Raw genomic sequence first — 16707 nt, 5'->3', positions numbered from 1 at the left:
ATCGTCATTGTGGAAGGAAGCGGCTTCACCTAGGCTTGCAGCCTTGGGGGTGTCGCAGCCTCCCCGTGAAGTGGGTGATCCCACGCAAGCGCTGCTCGCTGATGTTTGGAGCGAGCAATGGACGGGATCACAATCGAGCTTACCCTTTTCCTGACGGCCACCTTCGCCGGCGCGTTCGTCGCCGGCCTCTCCGGCTTTGCCTTCGGCCTGGTGGCGGCATCGCTGTGGCTTTACGTGCTGACGCCACTTCAAAGCGCCAGCCTGATCGTCGGCTTCGGCCTCCTGGTGCAGGGCTACTCGGTCTGGAAGCTGCGCAGCGCGCTCGACTGGCGCCGGCTATGGCCCTTCATGATCGGTGCCGTCGTGGGCGTGCCGGTCGGCGTGTCACTTCTGACCTCGGCCGATCCCAAGAGCGTCCGCATCGCGGTTGGGGCGATCCTGATCGTCTATAGCCTCTACGCGTTCTTCAGGCCGCAGCTCAAGGTCGCGACCATCGTGCCGCCGGCCGCAGACATGACAATTGGTTTCGTCAACGGTCTGCTTGGTGGGCTGACCGGCCTCGCCGGCATCATCGTCACCATCTGGTGCAATCTGCGCGGCCTGCCGAAGGATGTTCAGCGCGCCACGTTCCAGCCCGTCGCGGTTGTGGTGTTTGCCATTGCGGCACTGCTGCTGGGCGCCAAGGGGGCGCTCACGTTCGACACCGCAAAGCTGTTCGCGCTCGGCCTGCCGTTTCTCTTTGCGGGAACGTGGCTCGGGCTAAAACTGTTCGGCCGGATCGACGAGACGATGTTCCGTAAGATCGTGCTCGCGTTGCTGTTCGTCTCCGGCGTCGCGCTGTTGTTCTGAGCCGCGATCAGAACTCGCCGTGCAGCCGTCCTGAGAACACCGACACCGGGCCGCGATCAGCGTTGTAGGCGGGGTTGACGATGAGCTGGTAGTCCGCGGTGAAGGTCAGCGCCTTGTTGAGCGCGTAGGCGTAATAGGTCTCCAGCACGCGTTCCCTGCGGTAGTTGAGCTGGCCGTCACCGATCAGCGGACCGAGACCGCCAGCGGCGATGAAGTCGCGATGGTCCTGCGACAGGCCGTTGATCGCGCCGGCAATGGCGACGACGTCGTCGGGTCGGCCCCATTTCGCTCCCTTGAGCGAGACACCGCCGGACAGGCTACGGTCGATGTCGGTGAAGGCCATGATCTCGTTGCGGCCATCGTTCCAGCTCCAGCGGCCGAACACGCCGATATCGTCGGTGATCGCCTGTTCGACATTCAAAGCGTAGCCGTATTTGAGCCGGCCGCGGCGGGTCTGGCTGATGTCGAGGTTGAGCAGCGGATTATCCAGCGTCTCGCGATAGCTGCCGGAATAGGCGCTGTTGACGAAGCCGAGAGTACGCAGCTTGCCGGGCTGGCCGAACAGCGAGTAGCGCATCTCGAGCTCCGCGACATATTCGCCGCGGCGGCCGATATCCATGTCGAAATTGTTCGAGTTGGACTGGGCGTCCATCAGGAAGTAGCCGGCGCGCAGCGCCCATTGCTTCTGATTCAATTCGGCCGTTGCACCATAGCCGAGGCCGAGCTTGTCGGCGGCGTAGTCGAAGGCGCCGGATGCCCAGATCGACCAGTTCATGAAATCCTTGCGCGGATCGTGCGCGTAGGAATTGCCGTCGAAGACGTCGACCACGGAGAGCTTTCCGACCTGCAAAGTCAAACGCGACACGTCGGCCTTGCCAGCAAGCTGAAACTGGCCGCTGGCAAGCTCCTCCTGCTCGCCGCCGAAGCCGAAGGTGTGGCGCACGAACAGCCGCGAGGCGTTGAAGTGCGGATAGGGAAAGCCGGACTTCTGCGCTTCGCCGTTGGGGAAGCCCCCCGCGCCGGTCGTGTTGTTGAAGCCAAAGCCCTGCAGCAGCTCGGGATTGAAATAGACCTCGCCGCCGTCCCACAGCCGCGCATTCAGATAGAGCGAATTGCTCCAGGTCTGCTGCAGATCCGGCGAGGGGGTGAAGCTGTTCGGCCCGGTATAGGGCGCTCTGAACGAGGGATGTCCCTGGGCCAGCGCTGTCGACTGGCCGTGGATCTCCCAGCGGCTGGACTCGGTATCGGTGATGTCAGACTTCGGATTGTAGGTCGGCAGGCCCGGCCAGTCGATCTTGCGATTGAGGCCGATCCGCAGGCTCTGGAAATCCATCGAGGACGAATATTGCGCGCCCGAGGGGAAGGTGACGCGGGCGTTCTCGAACTTGCTGTAGAGATATTCGAGCCGCGCGCTCCAGTGCGGCGCGAAGGCATATTCGACGCCGCCGCCGGCGGTCCAGCCGAACCGCGTGTTCAACACCTTCTCCTCATTGCCGCCTGCCGGTGTCGAGAGAAAGCGCTCGCCGGCAAAAGCGGCGCCGCCAGTCGCGTAGAACAGGAATGCGCCCGTGGTGTAGCCGAGCCGCGCGCGCAGGCTCGCGACGTAATCCCAGCGCTCCTCCGCGCTCGATAGCGCGGTGGTCGTCGACGACACCACGTGGTTGGAGGGCAGATAGTTCGGAAAGGAGATGTCGCCTTCGACGCCGAGCAGAAGCCCTGAGTTGAGGCGCCAATTGTAGCCGGCCTGCACGCCGCCGGTCGCGCCGGTGAAGACATGATTATCGGTCGCGACCGCGGGATCGGTCAGCATGGCCGAGGACGTGCCGCGGGTGAAACCGGCGTGTGCACCGATATAGAGGCCCGTCCAGTCGTAGACGGCCTTCAGCGCCGGTGCCTTCAGCGGCAGATCAGCCGCGCGGCTGCTGGCGGGCAAAGCCAAGACGCCCGAGGCAATCGCCGCGGCCGTCCGCAAATACCTGTAACGGTGACCCCTCAACGTCAAAACGCACGCCCCCAAAAGCGAGTGTGTCCACTCGCCGCACTATCCCTGCCGATTCGCGGCGACCCTGTCATCAGGCTTAGGTGCTCCGCGATCGGACCTGATGATCTCAGTCCGGCGCGACTTCTTCCCAAGCCCCTGAGCTTGTTGCAACCTTATTGCGATTAATTCGCAATAGCAACTAGTGCAGATTGCCGCAGGGGATGGTTCGCACCGCTGTGTGACGGGGCTGCAACAAAATCCCGAGGCCCCAAAACAGTTGACCCCGCCCGGGGGGACATCCGGGCGGGGTCGGGGCAGGGGTGGATGAGGCGCCCGTGTCGGACGCAGGATCCACGTGAGATCGGCCTCAGGGACTCAAATCAGAAGCAGGTACGAACGCGGCCAACGTACTGGCCAAAGGCGTTGTACTGGGCGGCCCAGCCGCAGCGGTGATAGCCGTTGTAATAGGGGTCGTTGCTGGCGGCGATCGCGGAGCCGACGACGGCGGCGGTGGCGATGCCCAGGCCGACGCCGACGCCCCAGCCGAGCGGCTTGGCTTGCGCCTGCGAGGTGGTGGCGACGACGCTGCCGGTCAGGGTGAGCGCGGTGAGGGCAACTGCGAAAATCTTGGTCTTGATCGACATGGGAAACTCCATCCGGGTTGAGGCGGTCCGTTGTGGCCCGCGTACCGAGTTGGACGGAGGCTCCGCGCGTCCGGTTCGAAACCGGTAAAAGCGGAGCTCAAGTTTGACTCTTTCTCGAATGATTCCAGGATGATAAGCGCTAGCCGAGCGGGCCCTTGGCGAGCCTGTTCACGTCGAAGTTATCAACCTCGGCAAGCAGCTCGCAAAAGGCGCGGGCGCCCTGGTCGATCAGCTGCTCGCCTTTCGCGGCCACGGCCAGCGTCGCATTGCCGACGGCGCCGCTGGGGTTGAGATCCTGTGCCTGCCAGGCGAACGGTGCGGGTCGCTGCGTCGACAGCCAGCGATATTGCTGCTCCATCGCGATGCTGCTCGCGGGAAAATCCGCGATCGCATCACCGTGCACCTGATCGGGATAGCGGGCCAGCATGATTGAGGTCTCGACTGCACCGCCGTGGATGCCGTGGCGTACTTCGTCGGCCGGGAACAGCTGGTCCGCACCCGATAGCCGCGACCACGACGTGGTCACCACGAACAGTTTCTGATACGCGCGAAGATCCTGCGCGATCAGCATCATGGCCGCGCTGTTGCCGCCATGGCTGGTGATGATGACGAGCTTTTTCAATCCGCGCCGCGCGATGTCTTCGCCGATCGCGGTCCATTTTTTCAACGCGACTTCAGTCGCTAGCGTCTGCGTGCCCGCATAGTCGATATGCTCGGTGGAAATCCCGATCGGTTCAACGGGCAGGAAAGTGGCCGGAACACTTTCGGGCAGGAACTCGCGCACCCGCGCGAGATAGGCGTCCGCGATCAGCACGTCGGTCTCGAGCGGCAGATGCGGGCCGTGCTGCTCGGTCGCCGCCAGCGGCAGCACTGCGATCCAGCGCGAAACCTCGGCTGGGCTGGCATCGGCCCAGCGGATCTCGGTCCAGTCGCGGGAAGGCGTCATCAAGGTTTCTTTGCCCGAATTTGTCGCGTAATTTGGGTTATCAGGGGACGCGGGCCAGGCCGGCTCGCGTCCCTGAATGTCTTGCGGTTTTATCGCGTTGCTTGGACATCGGCTAGAAGCGATCGACGGAGTCCCATCATGAGCCCCTCTCATCTGCGGCGAGCCTTAACGGCGGGCCTGATGGCCGCTTTGGTCTCGGTCGTTCCGGCGCGCGCCGAAACCCTGGACAAGGTCATGTTCGGCACCAATTGGGTCGCCGAGGCCGAGCATGGTGGCTTCTTCCAGGCGGTCGCCGACGGCACCTACAAGAAATATGGGCTGGACGTCACCATCGTCCCCGGCGGGCCCAACGAGAACAACCGGATGCTGCTGATCGCCGGCAAGATCGATTTCTTCATGGCCGCAAATACGCTGATGTCGTTCGACGCGGTCGCCAACAACGTCCCGGTCGTCACGATCGCCGCGGTGTTCCAGAAGGATCCGCAGGTGATGCTGACGCAGCCCGATGCCAAGGTCGCCAAGATCGAGGACCTCAAGCCGCTGACGCTGTTCGTCTCCAAGGAGGGCATGACCAGCTATTTCCAGTGGCTGAAATCCGAATACGGTTTCAGCGAGAAGAACGTTCGCCCCTATAATTTCAATCCGCAGCCCTTCATCGCCAATCCCAAGAGCGCGATGCAGGGTTACGTCACCTCCGAGCCCTTCGCGGTCGAGAAGGCCGCCGGCTTCAAGCCCAACGTGTTGCTGCTCGCCGATTACGGCTTCAACACCTATTCGACCCTGATCGAGAGCCGCCGCGACGTGGTCGAGAAGAAGCCCGACCTGGTGCAGCGCTTCGTCGATGCCTCCATGGTCGGCTGGTACAATTACATCTACCGCGACAATTCCGCGGGCAACGCCATGATCAAGAAGCTCAATCCGGAGATGACCGACGAGCTGCTCGCCTATTCCGTCGCCAAGATGAAGGAATACGGCATCGTCGATTCCGGCGATTCGCTGAAGAACGGCATCGGCGCGATGAGCGACGAGCGCTACACCTCCTTCTTCAACAAGATGGTGAAGGCAGGCGTCGTGAAGGCAGACCTCGATTTTCGCAAATCCTATACGCTGCGTTTCGTCAACAAGGGCGTCGGCGCCGAGCTGCGCCCGAGCAAGCCGTAGCGCAAGGCCGATGTCATCAGTCCAAACGTTGGCGGGGGTCGAGACCAGCCTGACGGCCCTGGCTGTCAGCCTGCGCGGCGTGATGAAGACCTATGACAACGGCGTGCTGGCGCTCGGCCCGCTCGACCTTGCGGTGCGCAAGGGCGAGTTCATTTCGTTGCTGGGACCGTCAGGTTGCGGCAAATCCACCGCGCTGCGGCTGATTGCCGAGCTCAGCGCGCCATCGTCCGGAATCGTGGGGCTGGCGCGTCGCGAGGGTGGTGCGCAGTCAGGTCATGTTCAGCCAGGTCATATTCAACCAGGTCATGGCATCGGCTTCGTGTTTCAGGAGCCGACCCTGATGCCCTGGACCAGCGCGCGCGAGAACGTGCGGTTGCCGCTGAAGCTCGCAGGCGTTCCGAAGGCGGAAGCGCGCGCGCGTGCCGATCAGGCGTTGGCAAGCGTGGGGCTTGGCGATTTCGCCGACGCCTTTCCGCGCGAGCTCTCCGGCGGCATGAAGATGCGGGTGTCGCTGGCGCGCGCGCTCGTCACCGATCCTGATGTCCTCCTGATGGATGAGCCGTTCGCGGCGCTCGACGAAATCACGCGCTTCCGCCTCAACGACGATTTGCTCGCGCTGTGGCGCAGGCTCGGCAAGACCGTCATCTTCGTCACGCATTCGGTGTTCGAATCCGTCTATCTGTCGCAGCGCGTGGTGGTGATGACGGCGCGGCCGGGCCGCATCCAGGCCGACTTCCGCATCGAGACGGTCGAGCCGCGTGGCGAGGAGTTTCGCACTTCAGTCGCCTATTCCGATTATTGCCGGAAAGTGTCGGCGGCGCTGGCGCCGTCCTATGCAGGGCAGTCGACGCTATGAACGCGCAAGCTTCCGTCACTGCGAAGCCGTCCGGCGCGCAACGCGCGGTGCGCTTCGCGCTGCCCGTCATCGTATTCGCGGCGGGACTGCTCGCCTGGGAGCTCGTGGTTCGGATCAAGGACATCCCGCCTTACGTGCTGCCGGCGCCCTCCGTCATTTTCCTGACGCTGATCAAGGATTGGGCGGTGCTGTCACAATCGCTCGCCGCGACGCTGCTGACCACGCTCGAAGGTTTTGTCGCGGCCAGTATCGGCGGCATCGCGCTGGCGCTGCTGTTCAACCAGTCCAAATGGGTGGAAGCATCGCTGTTCCCCTATGCCGTGGTGCTTCAGGTCACGCCTGTCATCGCGATCGCGCCGCTGCTGCTGATCTATCTGGAGCAGCAGACCGCGGTCGTGGTCTGCGCCTTCATCGTCGCCTTTTTCCCGGTGCTGTCGAACACCACGCTCGGGCTCAATTCGGTCGATCGCAACCTCGCCGGCCTGTTCCAGCTCTATGGCGCCTCGCCGCAGCAAACCCTGCGCTTTCTCAAGCTGCCGGCGGCGCTGCCTTACATTCTCGGCGGCCTGCGCATTGCCGGCGGCCTGTCGCTGATCGGCGCGGTCGTGGCCGAGATCGCGGCGGGAACGGCCGGGGCCGGCTCCGGGCTCGCCTACAGGATCGCAGAATCCGGCTACCGCTTGAACATACCCCGCATGTTCGCAGCGCTGCTGCTGTTGTCGCTGGCCGGGATTGTCATCTATGGGGTGCTGGCGCTAGTTTCCCACCTCGTTTTACGGCGCTGGCACGAGAGCGCGCTTGGAAAGGACAACTGATGACCACCGGTTCGATTTCGTCCGAAAAGATCGACCTTCTGATTTATGGGCCGGTCCGGCCGATCCTCGAGAACGGGTTTTCCGATCATTTCGTCGTGCACAAGGCGGAGACGCGGGGCGATCTCGAGCGGCTGACGCCGGCAATCCGCGAAAAGATCCGCGGCGTGGCGGTGACCTATCACACCGTGCGCGCCGACAGGGATTCGCTGTCGCAATTGCCCAAGATCGAGATGGTGGCGAGCTTCGGCGTCGGCTACGACCACGTCGACGCCAAATACGCCGCCGAGCACAACATCATCGTCACCAACACGCCCGACGTGCTGACCGAGGAGGTCGCCGACGTCGCGATGGGCCTTCTGATCTCCACGGTGCGTGAATTCATCAAGGCCGATCGTTATGTGCGCTCCGGTCTCTGGCAGACCCAGAACTATCCGCTCAGCGTCGGCTCGCTGCGCGATCGCAAGGTCGGCATCGTCGGCATGGGCCGGATCGGACAGGCGATCGCGCGCCGGCTGGATGCCTCGCTGGTGCCGGTGGTCTATCACACCCGCAATCCGTCCAAGGACGTCTCCTACAAGCACTACCCCGACCTGATCGAGATGGCGAAGGCGGTGGACACGTTGATGGTGATCGTGCCCGGTGGCGCCAGCACCAACAAGATGATCAATGCCGAGGTGCTGAAGGCGCTCGGCCCGCGCGGTGTGCTGGTCAACGTCGCGCGCGGCTCGGTGATCGACGAACCGGCGCTGGTCCAGGCGCTCAAGTCCGGCACCATCCTTGCGGCCGGTCTCGACGTGTTCGCGGCCGAACCGAACGTGCCGGACGAGCTCAAGACCATGCAGAACGTGGTGCTGCTGCCGCATATCGGCTCGGCCTCGGTGGTGACGCGCAACGCGATGGATCAGCTCGTGGTCGACAATCTCAAGTCCTGGTTCTCAGGCAAGGCGCCGTTGACGCCGGTTGCGGAAACGCCTTTCAAGGGGCGCTGATGAGAGTTCTTCGGGTCGTTGCATTCACCGTCGCGGCCTACTGGGCCGCGATCGGCCTTGCGTTGGCGCAGGATACGACGACCCTGAAGAAGGAAATGCCCGGGCAGTGGGAGCTCTCCACCACCGAGCGCAGCAAGACCTGCGTCGTCACGCTCAAGGCCGACGCTGCGGCTCAAGGCTTCAAGCTCGAGCTGGAGCCGGCCTGCAAGGCCGCGCTGCCCTTCACCAAGGACATCGTCGCCTGGAGCGTCAGGGGTCTCGACATCGTCCGCTTGCAGGATTCGAGCGGTGAAGCCGTGATCGACTTCACCGAGGTCGAGGCCGGAATCTTCGAGGGCCTGCGGCAGGGCGAGGGCGTCTACATCCTGCAAGACCTCGCCGCCGCCCGCTCGATGGCGAAGTCGATGGACCAGATGATCGGCGACTGGTCGATCGTGCGGGGCAACGGCCAGCCGGTCTGCGGGCTGACGTTGACCAACACCGAAGCCGGGCCGGACAATTTCCAGGTCTTCCTCAAGCCGAAATGCGATGCGGCCATTGCGCAGTTCAACCCGACGCAATGGCGGCTCGAGCGCGGCCAGATCATCCTGCTGTCGAAGGCCGGTGAGGCCTGGCAGTTCGAGGCCGACGACAACGCGCAATGGCGGCGCGTCCCCGATACCGCCGATCCCCTGATCATGCTGCGCCAGTAGGCGCCGCGAAACGCGAGCTTATCCTGAGCGCCCGCCATAGGCGGGCGTCTCGAAGGGACGGCCGCAGGCTACGTCGTCGGCTTGGGCGGCGGCGCGGTGCCCTGGGCCCACTTCTCCATCTTGCCGAGCACGCCCCAGGCCGTGAGCGCCAGGGAGATCGGCATCGCGAATTGGCCGAGGCCCGGCACCGCCGACACCAGCGTCCCGAGCAACCCGGCAAGACCGCCAGCGTTGGGGCTCGCCGTCACCGAAGAGAGCAGCGCTGTGATCAGCGAGCCGCCGATGCCGAGCGCAGTCTTCTTGCCGTCGAGCATCTTGCCGAGGGTATCGCCGAGCGCGCCATTGACCTGGCCGAGGACAGGTTTGCCATCCCGGTTGAGCAAGGTGCCGAGCAGGTCGACGACCTGCTTCAACTGATCGACGGGGCGGGGCTGCTCGGGGTGAGGGTCACGGCATGGGGGCCGTCTTGTTGACGAGGGAAAAGAGCCGTTCGAACAGGCTGATCGGATCATTGGTGGCGGGCAGCGTATTACCCGATGTCGTCGTTGCCGGGATCACGGCGCCGACCGGCGGCCGCAGCAATTGCGCGAGGTCCTCCAGCCGCTTCATGATCCTGGACACATCGCCGCTCGATCCGGTGGGGCCCGACTGCGCCGCGCGGGTGAGGGCGGCGACCGTGGCGCCGTCGAGAAGTCCGGTATCCCTCAAGCCGTTCTGCTGCTGAAACTGCGAGACCGCGGCCCTGGTCTTCGGTCCGCTGACGCCGTCCTCGGCGAGCGGCGGATTGGCGCCGAGCTTGTTGAGCGCCTGCTGCATGAGAACGATCGTCGACGCGGCGTCGTCCTCCGGTTCGGCGCGGCTCGCGAATTGCGGGCTGCCGTCGAGGGTGATCGAGGAATCCAGCGACATCATTGCATGCAGGATCACCGCGGTGCCGAGCTGGGAATCGACGTGACCCGAATCGAACACATGATCGCGGACGAATTTGCCGGCTCTTGCCTCGGGCGGGCCATACAGCGTCGAACCGCCATAGAGATAGGGCGAATTGCAGCCCTTGGCGTGATAGCCGAAGCCGTTGAACCCTTCGAGCCGGAACAGAATCCGCGCGATCCCCCAATCGTGAGCGCCGACGAAATTCTCGATTCTGAAGGCGTCCACGGCGCCGTCCACGAACGTGGCAAACGGACCGCGCCCCTTCGGAACGAGCGTCGTCACGCGATGAAGCGTTTCGCCGTTGCCGAGATAGGTGTCGAAATCGAAATTGGACTCGCGGTAGTGGCAGAGGGCAGCGAAATACCAGGGGACGCCGGTCAACCGCTCGATCTGCTGATAGGTCGCCTTGCCGTTGACGGCCTTGCGTGCGACCGCGTTCGCGTCGGAGAGGCGTGCAGGCCGGATCTCGAGATTGGCCCAATTCTGCTCGTATTCGCTTTTCAAACTCTCGAATGAAATCATTTTCCGCTCCCGCAATGAATGGATTTTGCAACCGCGCGTCAGTCGAAATGAACCAGGTGCCGTGATCAGGCGTGAGACCAGCGTGATCTCCCGCAAGTCTGGCAGGCCGCCGGGGCGCCGCGTGTGAAGTGGGTTACAACCTCGCCGAGAAAATGAGCGGCAGGACCGGGATCAGGGCGGCAGCCCGCGAGGGAACCGAAAGGGCCGCTGCTCGGTTAGCGACGCGAGACAGTCCGGCAACGGAGCCCTGCATGACCACGCGCGTCCTCGCGATCGGCATCGAACCCGGCAACGCGGACTACAGTGCATTCCCGCAGCTCACGCCGGCGCTCGTGCGCGACTATATCGATGCGCAACTGCTGCGCTTGCGCGATCTCGGTTACGAAGTCACGAACTGCCTGATCGATCTCGATGCCGCGGCGGAAGCCGCCGTCACGGCAGCGCTGCGCGAGGAGAATTTCGACTGCATCGTGATCGGCGCGGGCCTGCGCGAGCCCAGGGAGCGCCTGCTGCTGTTCGAGAAGGTGCTCAACCTCGTCCACCGCCTGGCGCCCGACGCCGCGATCTGCTTCAACACCACGCCGGCCGACACCGCCGAGGCCGTGCAGCGCTGGGTCGATGCTTGAGATGAATGGGGACGGCCCGCGCTGGACACGGGGCGTGGCCTGAGCCGCCTTCGAGCCGAGCCTCCGACGCCATCGCGAGAGTGCGGGGTCCCGGCATGGTGATTTGTCTGGTCCGAATCCGGCTGCGGCGCTATGACTCCTCTGACCACAGGGGAGGGCGAGCATGCTTCGAGGTCTTCGCATTGGAAGTTTCGCTATCGTGGCCTGTCTGGCGGTCGTGATCGCGATGCCGGCTCATGAGGCGGCGGCGCAGGACGCCATTGGCGGTGCCATCCTCGGCGGCGTCGGTGGAGCGATCGTGGGGGGCGCCATCGGCGGAGGCCGTGGCGCGGCCATCGGCGCTGTCGTCGGTGCCGGCACGGGCGCTGCGATCGCCTCAGAGGGCGAACGCCGCCGCTCCGGCTATTACGCCTATCAGCGCGGCTGCTACATGCAGCGCCGGGACGGCTCCTACGTCCCGGTCGATCCGAGATATTGCTACTAGATCAGCCGCATCCCGCGCAGACTCGCATGCCCGCTCTTGCCGACGATGATGTGGTCGTGCACCGCGATGCCGAGCGGCTTTGCGATGTCGATGATCGCCTTGGTCATCTGGATGTCGGCCTGCGAGGGTGAGGGATCGCCTGAGGGGTGGTTGTGCACCAAGATCAGCGCGGTCGCGGACAATTCCAGCGCGCGCTTGATCACCTCGCGCGGATAGACCGGGGTGTGATCGACGGTGCCGGTCTGCTGCACCTCGTCGGCGATGAGCTGGTTGCGCTTGTCGAGGAACAGCAGGCGAAACTGCTCCTTCTCGGCGAACGCCATGCTGGTGCGGCAATAGTCGATCACCTCGTTCCAGGACGACAGCGCGTTGCGGCTGTTGACCCCGCCCTTGGCGACGCGATGCGCCGCCGCCGCGAGCAGCTTGAGCTGATGGATCGCGGATTCGCCGATGCCGTCCACCTCGCGCAGGCGCGCCACCGGCGCATGCACGACCTCGGCAAACGAGCCAAAAATCTTGATCAGCGACTTCGCCAGCGGCTTGGTGTCACGCCGCGGCAGCGCCGGAAACAGCGCCATCTCCAGCAGCTCGTAGTCGCTGAGCGCGTCCGCACCGGCGCTGTAGAAGCGCTCGCGCAGCCGTTCGCGATGGCCGAGATAGTGCGGCGCTTCTTCGGGCTTGCTCTTGTCGTGGTCGGGCTTGGCAGGCATCGGCCGCCAGCATTGCCGCGGGTAATCCTTTTTGCAACCGTCAATTGCGGCGGCAAATCCGGTTCACGCCAGCCGACGATCCCGAAGGTCAGCCGCCAGCCGCCCTCACCCAATCTGCTTCTCGCCGTGCCGCTCCGACAGCGTGAAGATCTCGACGCCTGTCGCGGTGACGCCGACGGAGTGCTCGAACTGCGCCGATAGCGAGCGGTCGCGGGTCACGGCGGTCCAGCCGTCGGAGAGGATCTTCACATGCGGCTTGCCGAGATTGATCATCGGCTCGATTGTGAAGAACATGCCGGGCTTGAGCTGCACGCCCTCGCCGGGCCGGCCGATATGGATGATGTTCGGCTCGTCGTGGAACATGCGCCCGAGGCCATGGCCACAGAAATCGCGCACCACGCTCATGGCCTGCGGCTCGACGAAACTCTGGATGGCATGGCCGATGTCGCCGGTGGTGGCGCCGGGCTTCACCGCGGCGATGCCGCGCATCATCGCCTCATAGGTCACCTCGATCAGCCGCTCGGCCTTGCGGGCGATCGGGCCGACTGCATACATCCGGCTGGAATCGCCGTACCAGCCGTCGACGATGAAGGTGACGTCGATGTTGACGATGTCGCCCTCTTTCAGCGGACGGTCGCCGGGCATGCCGTGGCAGACCACGTGGTTGAGCGAGGTGCAGGTCGAATAGCGGTAGCCGCGATACATCAGCGTCGCCGGATAGGCATTGTTGCTGAAGGCGAAGTCGCGGACGAACTGGTCGATGCGGTCGGTCGGAACGCCGGGCCCGACGATGTCGGTGAGCTCGTCCAGGCACTTCGCCACCAGCGCTCCCGCCTTGCGCATGCCGGCAAAGGCGCTTGGTCCATGCAGCTTGATCTGCCCGGTCTTGCGGAGCGAGGTATCGGTAGCTTCGACGTAGCTCATGCGGATGCGGTCTTCTCGGCACGGGGCCGGTATCGAGGTGGGCGCAAGGGTCTGATTTAAGGCCCTAATTTAATGATCGCGAGCCTGCATGCAAGCCAAGCTTGGCGGGCATGCGCCCGAAAACCGGTTCAATTCGGGACTTCTACGGTGGTTTCCACCGGCAGCGCACCGCCGCGGATGCGGATTTCGCGGACGGGGTAGGGAACCCGGATGCCCTCGCGCTTGAAGGCGTCCCACAGCGCCAGCATCACGTCGCTCTTGACGTTGTCCATGCCGTCGGGGTCGGCGATCCAGAAGGTCAGCGAGAACTTCATCCCGGCTTCGGCGAACTCGGTCAGGATGGAATTCGGCGGCTTGCCCTTCTGCGCGCGCGGATGCGCGGCCGCGGTCTCGGCGGCGAGCTTGCAGACCAGTCGCGGGTCCGCGTCGTAATTGGTGCCGAAGGCGATCTTCACCAGCGTGTTCTTGTCGGTGTAGGTCCAGTTGACGACCTTTTGCGTCACCAGATCCTCGTTCGGCACCAGGAATTCGCGGCCATCGCCGGCGGCGACGGAAATATAGCGCGTCTTCATCGCGCTGATCCGCCCGGTGTTGTCGCCGATGGTGACGAGATCGCCCGGCTTCACCGATTTGTCGGCGAGCAGGATGATCCCCGAGATGAAATTGGCGACGATCTTCTGCAGGCCGATACCGATGCCGACACCGACCGCGCCTGAGAACACCGCGAGCGCCGAGAGATCGATGCCGACCGTGCCGAGCGCGATCACGATCGCGACTGCAAGCAGGCCGATGCGGATGATCTTGACCAGCAGCACCTGCACCGACGGCGTCAGATCGGTGGTCGAGTTGATCCGGCTCTCGGCGAAATTGCTGGCGATGTTAGTGAGCCAGAGCGCGATGAGCAGCAGCGCGCCGGCCTTGATCACCAGCAGCGGCGTCAGCCGCAGGCCGCCGAGCACGATGGCGAAGGAGTCGAGCAGGTCGACCGTCGCATCGAGTTGGCCGAGGATCGAGAGCGCCGCGACGAACCAGGCCATGATCGACACCAGCTTGACGATGAAGGCGTTGCGCAGCACCGAGGTCAAGAGCCGGATCGCGAGCCAGGCCAGGCCCAGCTTGGCGGCGACCATCAGGAGATAGCTTCGGCTCGGCCAGGTCGCGTGGTACATCACCACGCGCGAGACGATCACGAGCAGGGTGAACACGGCCGTCGAGGCGCTGGAGACCATCACCCGGACGAAGTGCCGGAGCGGCAGCGGCCAGCGCATCGCCAGCGAGGTCATGTCGACCCGGCTGCGAACGGCGGCTTCCGCGGCATAGGCGATGCCGGCCGCGGCCAGAATGAGCCCGAATTGCAGGTAGAACCAGGGCGAGGAGATTTCGGCCCCGACGCTTCGCGCGGTGGTCTGCACGAACTCCATGAAGTCTTTGAGGTCCATGTCTATCGGTCTCGTCGGGGAGCGGGCGGGAGGCATTGATTCGAGCGCGCCGGAGAATCCCACAAAGGGCGCGGCCGGACCACCGATACACCGCCAAGTGAAGTGCGTTAAGGCCGCAAAATGCGGGCAGATTGCCGCGAGCGGGAGAAATGGGTTGGCGTGGGAGTCTGCCGACGATAAGGATGCAATTCCAGCGATTTCGTACCCGGAAGGTGGATGGCTTCCCTCGACAGTGTCAGCCTCGCCATATTGCTCGGCGCCGTCCTGGTGTTGGCCGGGATCCTGTCAAGCCTGCTTGCGCTGCGCTTCGGCGCGCCCCTTCTGCTCGTCTTCCTCGCGATCGGCATGCTCGCGGGCGATTCCGGTCCCGGACAGCTGCAGTTCGACGACGTCCGAACCACCTATCTGGTCGGCTCGGTCGCGCTCGCCCTGATCCTGTTCGACGGCGGCTTGCGGACCCGCTTTGCCAGCATCCGCACCGTGCTCGCGCCTTCCATGGTGCTCGCGACCGTCGGCGTGCTGCTGACCGCGCTGATCACGGCGCCGTTCGCGAAATATGCGCTCGACCTCAACTGGACGGAGTCGCTGCTGGTCGGCGCCGTGGTGGCCTCGACTGACGCGGCCGCAGTGTTCCTGCTGGTGCATACACAGGGCCTGCGCCTGCGCCCGCGCGTCGGCGCGACGCTGGAGGTGGAATCCGGCACCAACGATCCCTTCGCGATCTTCCTGACCCTGATGCTGGTCGAGTACATCTCGCTGGGAACAGGCACGGCCGCGCATGTGCTGATGGAGTTCGCCCAGGAGGCCGTGCTGGGCGCCGTCGTGGGGGTGATCGGCGGGCGTCTGGTCGTCATCGCGCTCAACAAGGTCGCGCTGCCGCAGGGCCTCCACGCGCCGTTTGTCACCACCGCCGCGCTCGTCATCTTCGGCGGCTCGCAGATCATGCACGCCTCAGGCTTCCTCGCGGTCTATCTCGCCGGCATCATCATCGGCAACCGCCCGACGCGCGCGCATAATTCGGTCGTGGCCTTCCTGGACGCCGCGACCTGGCTGGCCCAGATCGTGATGTTCGTGCTGCTCGGCCTGCTGGTCTCGCCGAGCCGGCTTGGCGGCAGCGTGCTGCCGGCGGTGGGGGTCGCATTCGTCCTGATGCTGGTGGCGCGGCCGATCGCGGTGTTCGTGTGCCTGGCGCCGTTCCGCTTCAACTGGCGCGAAAAGATCTTTATCGCCTGGACCGGCCTGCGCGGCGCGGTCGCGATCTTCCTGGCCTCGATCCCGATGCTGGTCGGGCTGTCGAAGGCCTATCTCTATTTCGACGTCGCCTTCGTCGTCGTCATCATCTCGCTCCTGCTGCAGGGCTGGACCCTGGGGCCGGCCGCGCGCAAGCTCCATGTTGCGCTCCCGCGCGCCGAACGCGGCCCGCGCCGTGTCGAACTGGATCTGCCTGGGCAGCTCGAGCAGCAGCTCGTCGGCTATCCGGTGCGGTCCAAGAGCCTGTATTTCCGCCGCGGCCTGATCCCGTCCTGGTCGAAGCCGACGCTCGTGATCCGCAAGGAGAACATCTTGACGCCGGCGGAAGCCGAGCCGATCGCGCCCGGCGATTACATCTATCTGCTGGCGCCGCCGGAAAAGGCCGAATCGCTCGACCGCTTCTTCGTCGACATGCAGCCGAGCTCGGCGCCGGACCCGCATCTGCTGGGCGACTTCATGGTCTCCGGCGAGCACACGCTCGCCGAGCTCGCGGAGATCTACGGCGTGGAGGCCGGCGAGGACGAGCGCAAGCTGACTTTGGCCGATTATTTCGACGTCCATCTCGACCGCGCACCGAAAGAGGGCGCCGAGCTTGCGCTGGATCCGATCGTGCTCGTGGCGCGCTCGATCTCCGGTGGGCGCGTCAACGTCGTCGGCCTGCGCCTGCCGGAAGACGAGGAAACGCCCGCACCATTGACGCGCAGGCAGGCCCTGCGGCGCAAGCTGGCGGAGCTGTGGACGTCGGTGGCGGGGGTTTAATTGCAACGTCGTCCCGGCGAAGGCCGGGACCCATAACCACAGGAAGTTATTTGGCGAAGACCGCCTGCTATTCTTCGCCGGTACTCCCACTGCCGCCTACCGATAAAGCACGCGGTATGGGTCCCG

Annotated in this window: 15 protein-coding genes and 1 pseudogene; 9 read left to right on the top strand and 7 right to left on the bottom strand. The window is 64.6% G+C overall.

The window, feature by feature from the left end:
* The first annotated feature begins 117 nt into the window (after positions 1–117).
* Positions 118–849, top strand: coding sequence for a sulfite exporter TauE/SafE family protein (locus tag IVB40_RS33275; RefSeq protein WP_247817538.1), 732 nt, complete (start codon positions 118–120; stop codon positions 847–849).
* 7 nt (positions 850–856) lie between these two features.
* Here the strand turns inward: IVB40_RS33275 and IVB40_RS33270 are convergent, their stop codons facing one another.
* The 3 genes from IVB40_RS33270 to IVB40_RS33260 all read right to left on the bottom strand — a co-directional run bounded on the left by IVB40_RS33270 (position 857) and on the right by IVB40_RS33260 (position 4420).
* Positions 857–2821, bottom strand: coding sequence for a carbohydrate porin (locus IVB40_RS33270; RefSeq protein WP_247817537.1), 1965 nt, complete (start codon positions 2819–2821; stop codon positions 857–859).
* A 389-nt stretch (positions 2822–3210) separates the two neighbouring features.
* A complete protein-coding gene (locus tag IVB40_RS33265) occupies positions 3211–3474 on the bottom strand; it encodes a hypothetical protein (protein WP_007597808.1) in 264 nt (87 codons plus the stop codon).
* Between the two features lie 139 nt (positions 3475–3613).
* On the bottom strand, positions 3614–4420 hold the full coding sequence (locus IVB40_RS33260) for a creatininase family protein (protein WP_247817536.1): 807 nt from the start codon (positions 4418–4420) through the stop codon (positions 3614–3616).
* Positions 4421–4558: 138 nt separating this feature from the next.
* Between IVB40_RS33260 and IVB40_RS33255 the strand changes: the two genes are divergently transcribed.
* The 5 genes from IVB40_RS33255 to IVB40_RS33235 are packed head-to-tail and all read left to right on the top strand — an operon-like array spanning position 4559 to position 8933.
* Positions 4559–5581, top strand: a complete 1023-nt coding sequence (locus tag IVB40_RS33255; protein WP_027565862.1) for an ABC transporter substrate-binding protein — start codon at positions 4559–4561, stop codon at positions 5579–5581.
* A gap of 10 nt (positions 5582–5591) precedes the next feature.
* Entirely contained in the window at positions 5592–6437 is an 846-nt protein-coding gene (locus IVB40_RS33250) for an ABC transporter ATP-binding protein (protein WP_247817535.1), read from the top strand.
* Complete coding sequence (locus IVB40_RS33245) at positions 6434–7252, top strand: ABC transporter permease (protein WP_247817534.1); 819 nt, start codon at positions 6434–6436, stop codon at positions 7250–7252. The genes IVB40_RS33250 and IVB40_RS33245 overlap by 4 nt, the downstream gene beginning before the upstream one ends.
* Positions 7252–8241, top strand: coding sequence for a 2-hydroxyacid dehydrogenase (locus IVB40_RS33240; RefSeq protein WP_007604945.1), 990 nt, complete (start codon positions 7252–7254; stop codon positions 8239–8241). Before IVB40_RS33245 ends, IVB40_RS33240 begins: the two co-directional genes overlap by 1 nt.
* The gene (locus tag IVB40_RS33235) at positions 8241–8933 is read left to right on the top strand and encodes an AprI/Inh family metalloprotease inhibitor (RefSeq protein WP_247817532.1); all 693 of its coding nucleotides are present in this window, start codon (positions 8241–8243) and stop codon (positions 8931–8933) included. The genes IVB40_RS33240 and IVB40_RS33235 overlap by 1 nt, the downstream gene beginning before the upstream one ends.
* Before the next feature lie 68 nt (positions 8934–9001).
* Here IVB40_RS33235 and IVB40_RS33230 read toward each other — a convergent pair.
* A pseudogene (locus IVB40_RS33230) lies at positions 9002–10388 on the bottom strand (peptidoglycan-binding protein).
* Positions 10389–10639: 251 nt separating this feature from the next.
* On the opposite strand from IVB40_RS33230, the gene IVB40_RS33225 reads away from it, so the two are divergent.
* Positions 10640–11014, top strand: a complete 375-nt coding sequence (locus IVB40_RS33225) for a hypothetical protein (protein WP_247817531.1) — start codon at positions 10640–10642, stop codon at positions 11012–11014.
* Positions 11015–11177: 163 nt separating this feature from the next.
* Positions 11178–11498, top strand: a complete 321-nt coding sequence (locus IVB40_RS33220) for a glycine zipper domain-containing protein (protein ID WP_247285383.1) — start codon at positions 11178–11180, stop codon at positions 11496–11498.
* On the opposite strand, the gene radC is transcribed toward IVB40_RS33220, so the two are convergent.
* The 3 genes from radC to IVB40_RS33205 all read right to left on the bottom strand — a co-directional run bounded on the left by radC (position 11495) and on the right by IVB40_RS33205 (position 14577).
* Positions 11495–12208 (bottom strand): DNA repair protein RadC, encoded by a 714-nt coding sequence (gene radC / locus IVB40_RS33215; RefSeq protein WP_027565854.1) that lies wholly within the window; start codon positions 12206–12208, stop codon positions 11495–11497. The two genes, IVB40_RS33220 and radC, sit on opposite strands and share 4 nt — an antisense overlap.
* Positions 12209–12313: 105 nt before the next feature.
* Positions 12314–13132 (bottom strand): type I methionyl aminopeptidase, encoded by an 819-nt coding sequence (gene map, locus IVB40_RS33210; RefSeq protein ID WP_018460078.1) that lies wholly within the window; start codon positions 13130–13132, stop codon positions 12314–12316.
* Between the two features lie 128 nt (positions 13133–13260).
* Complete coding sequence (locus tag IVB40_RS33205) at positions 13261–14577, bottom strand: mechanosensitive ion channel domain-containing protein (protein WP_247358106.1); 1317 nt, start codon at positions 14575–14577, stop codon at positions 13261–13263.
* Positions 14578–14787: 210 nt separating this feature from the next.
* On the opposite strand from IVB40_RS33205, the gene IVB40_RS33200 reads away from it, so the two are divergent.
* Entirely contained in the window at positions 14788–16581 is a 1794-nt protein-coding gene (locus IVB40_RS33200) for a potassium/proton antiporter (RefSeq protein WP_247817530.1), read from the top strand.
* Positions 16582–16707 lie beyond the last annotated feature (126 nt).

This window comes from Bradyrhizobium sp. 40, from assembly GCF_023100925.1.
Taxonomy (GTDB): domain Bacteria; phylum Pseudomonadota; class Alphaproteobacteria; order Rhizobiales; family Xanthobacteraceae; genus Bradyrhizobium.
This window is presented reverse-complemented; position numbering and strand designations above follow the sequence as displayed.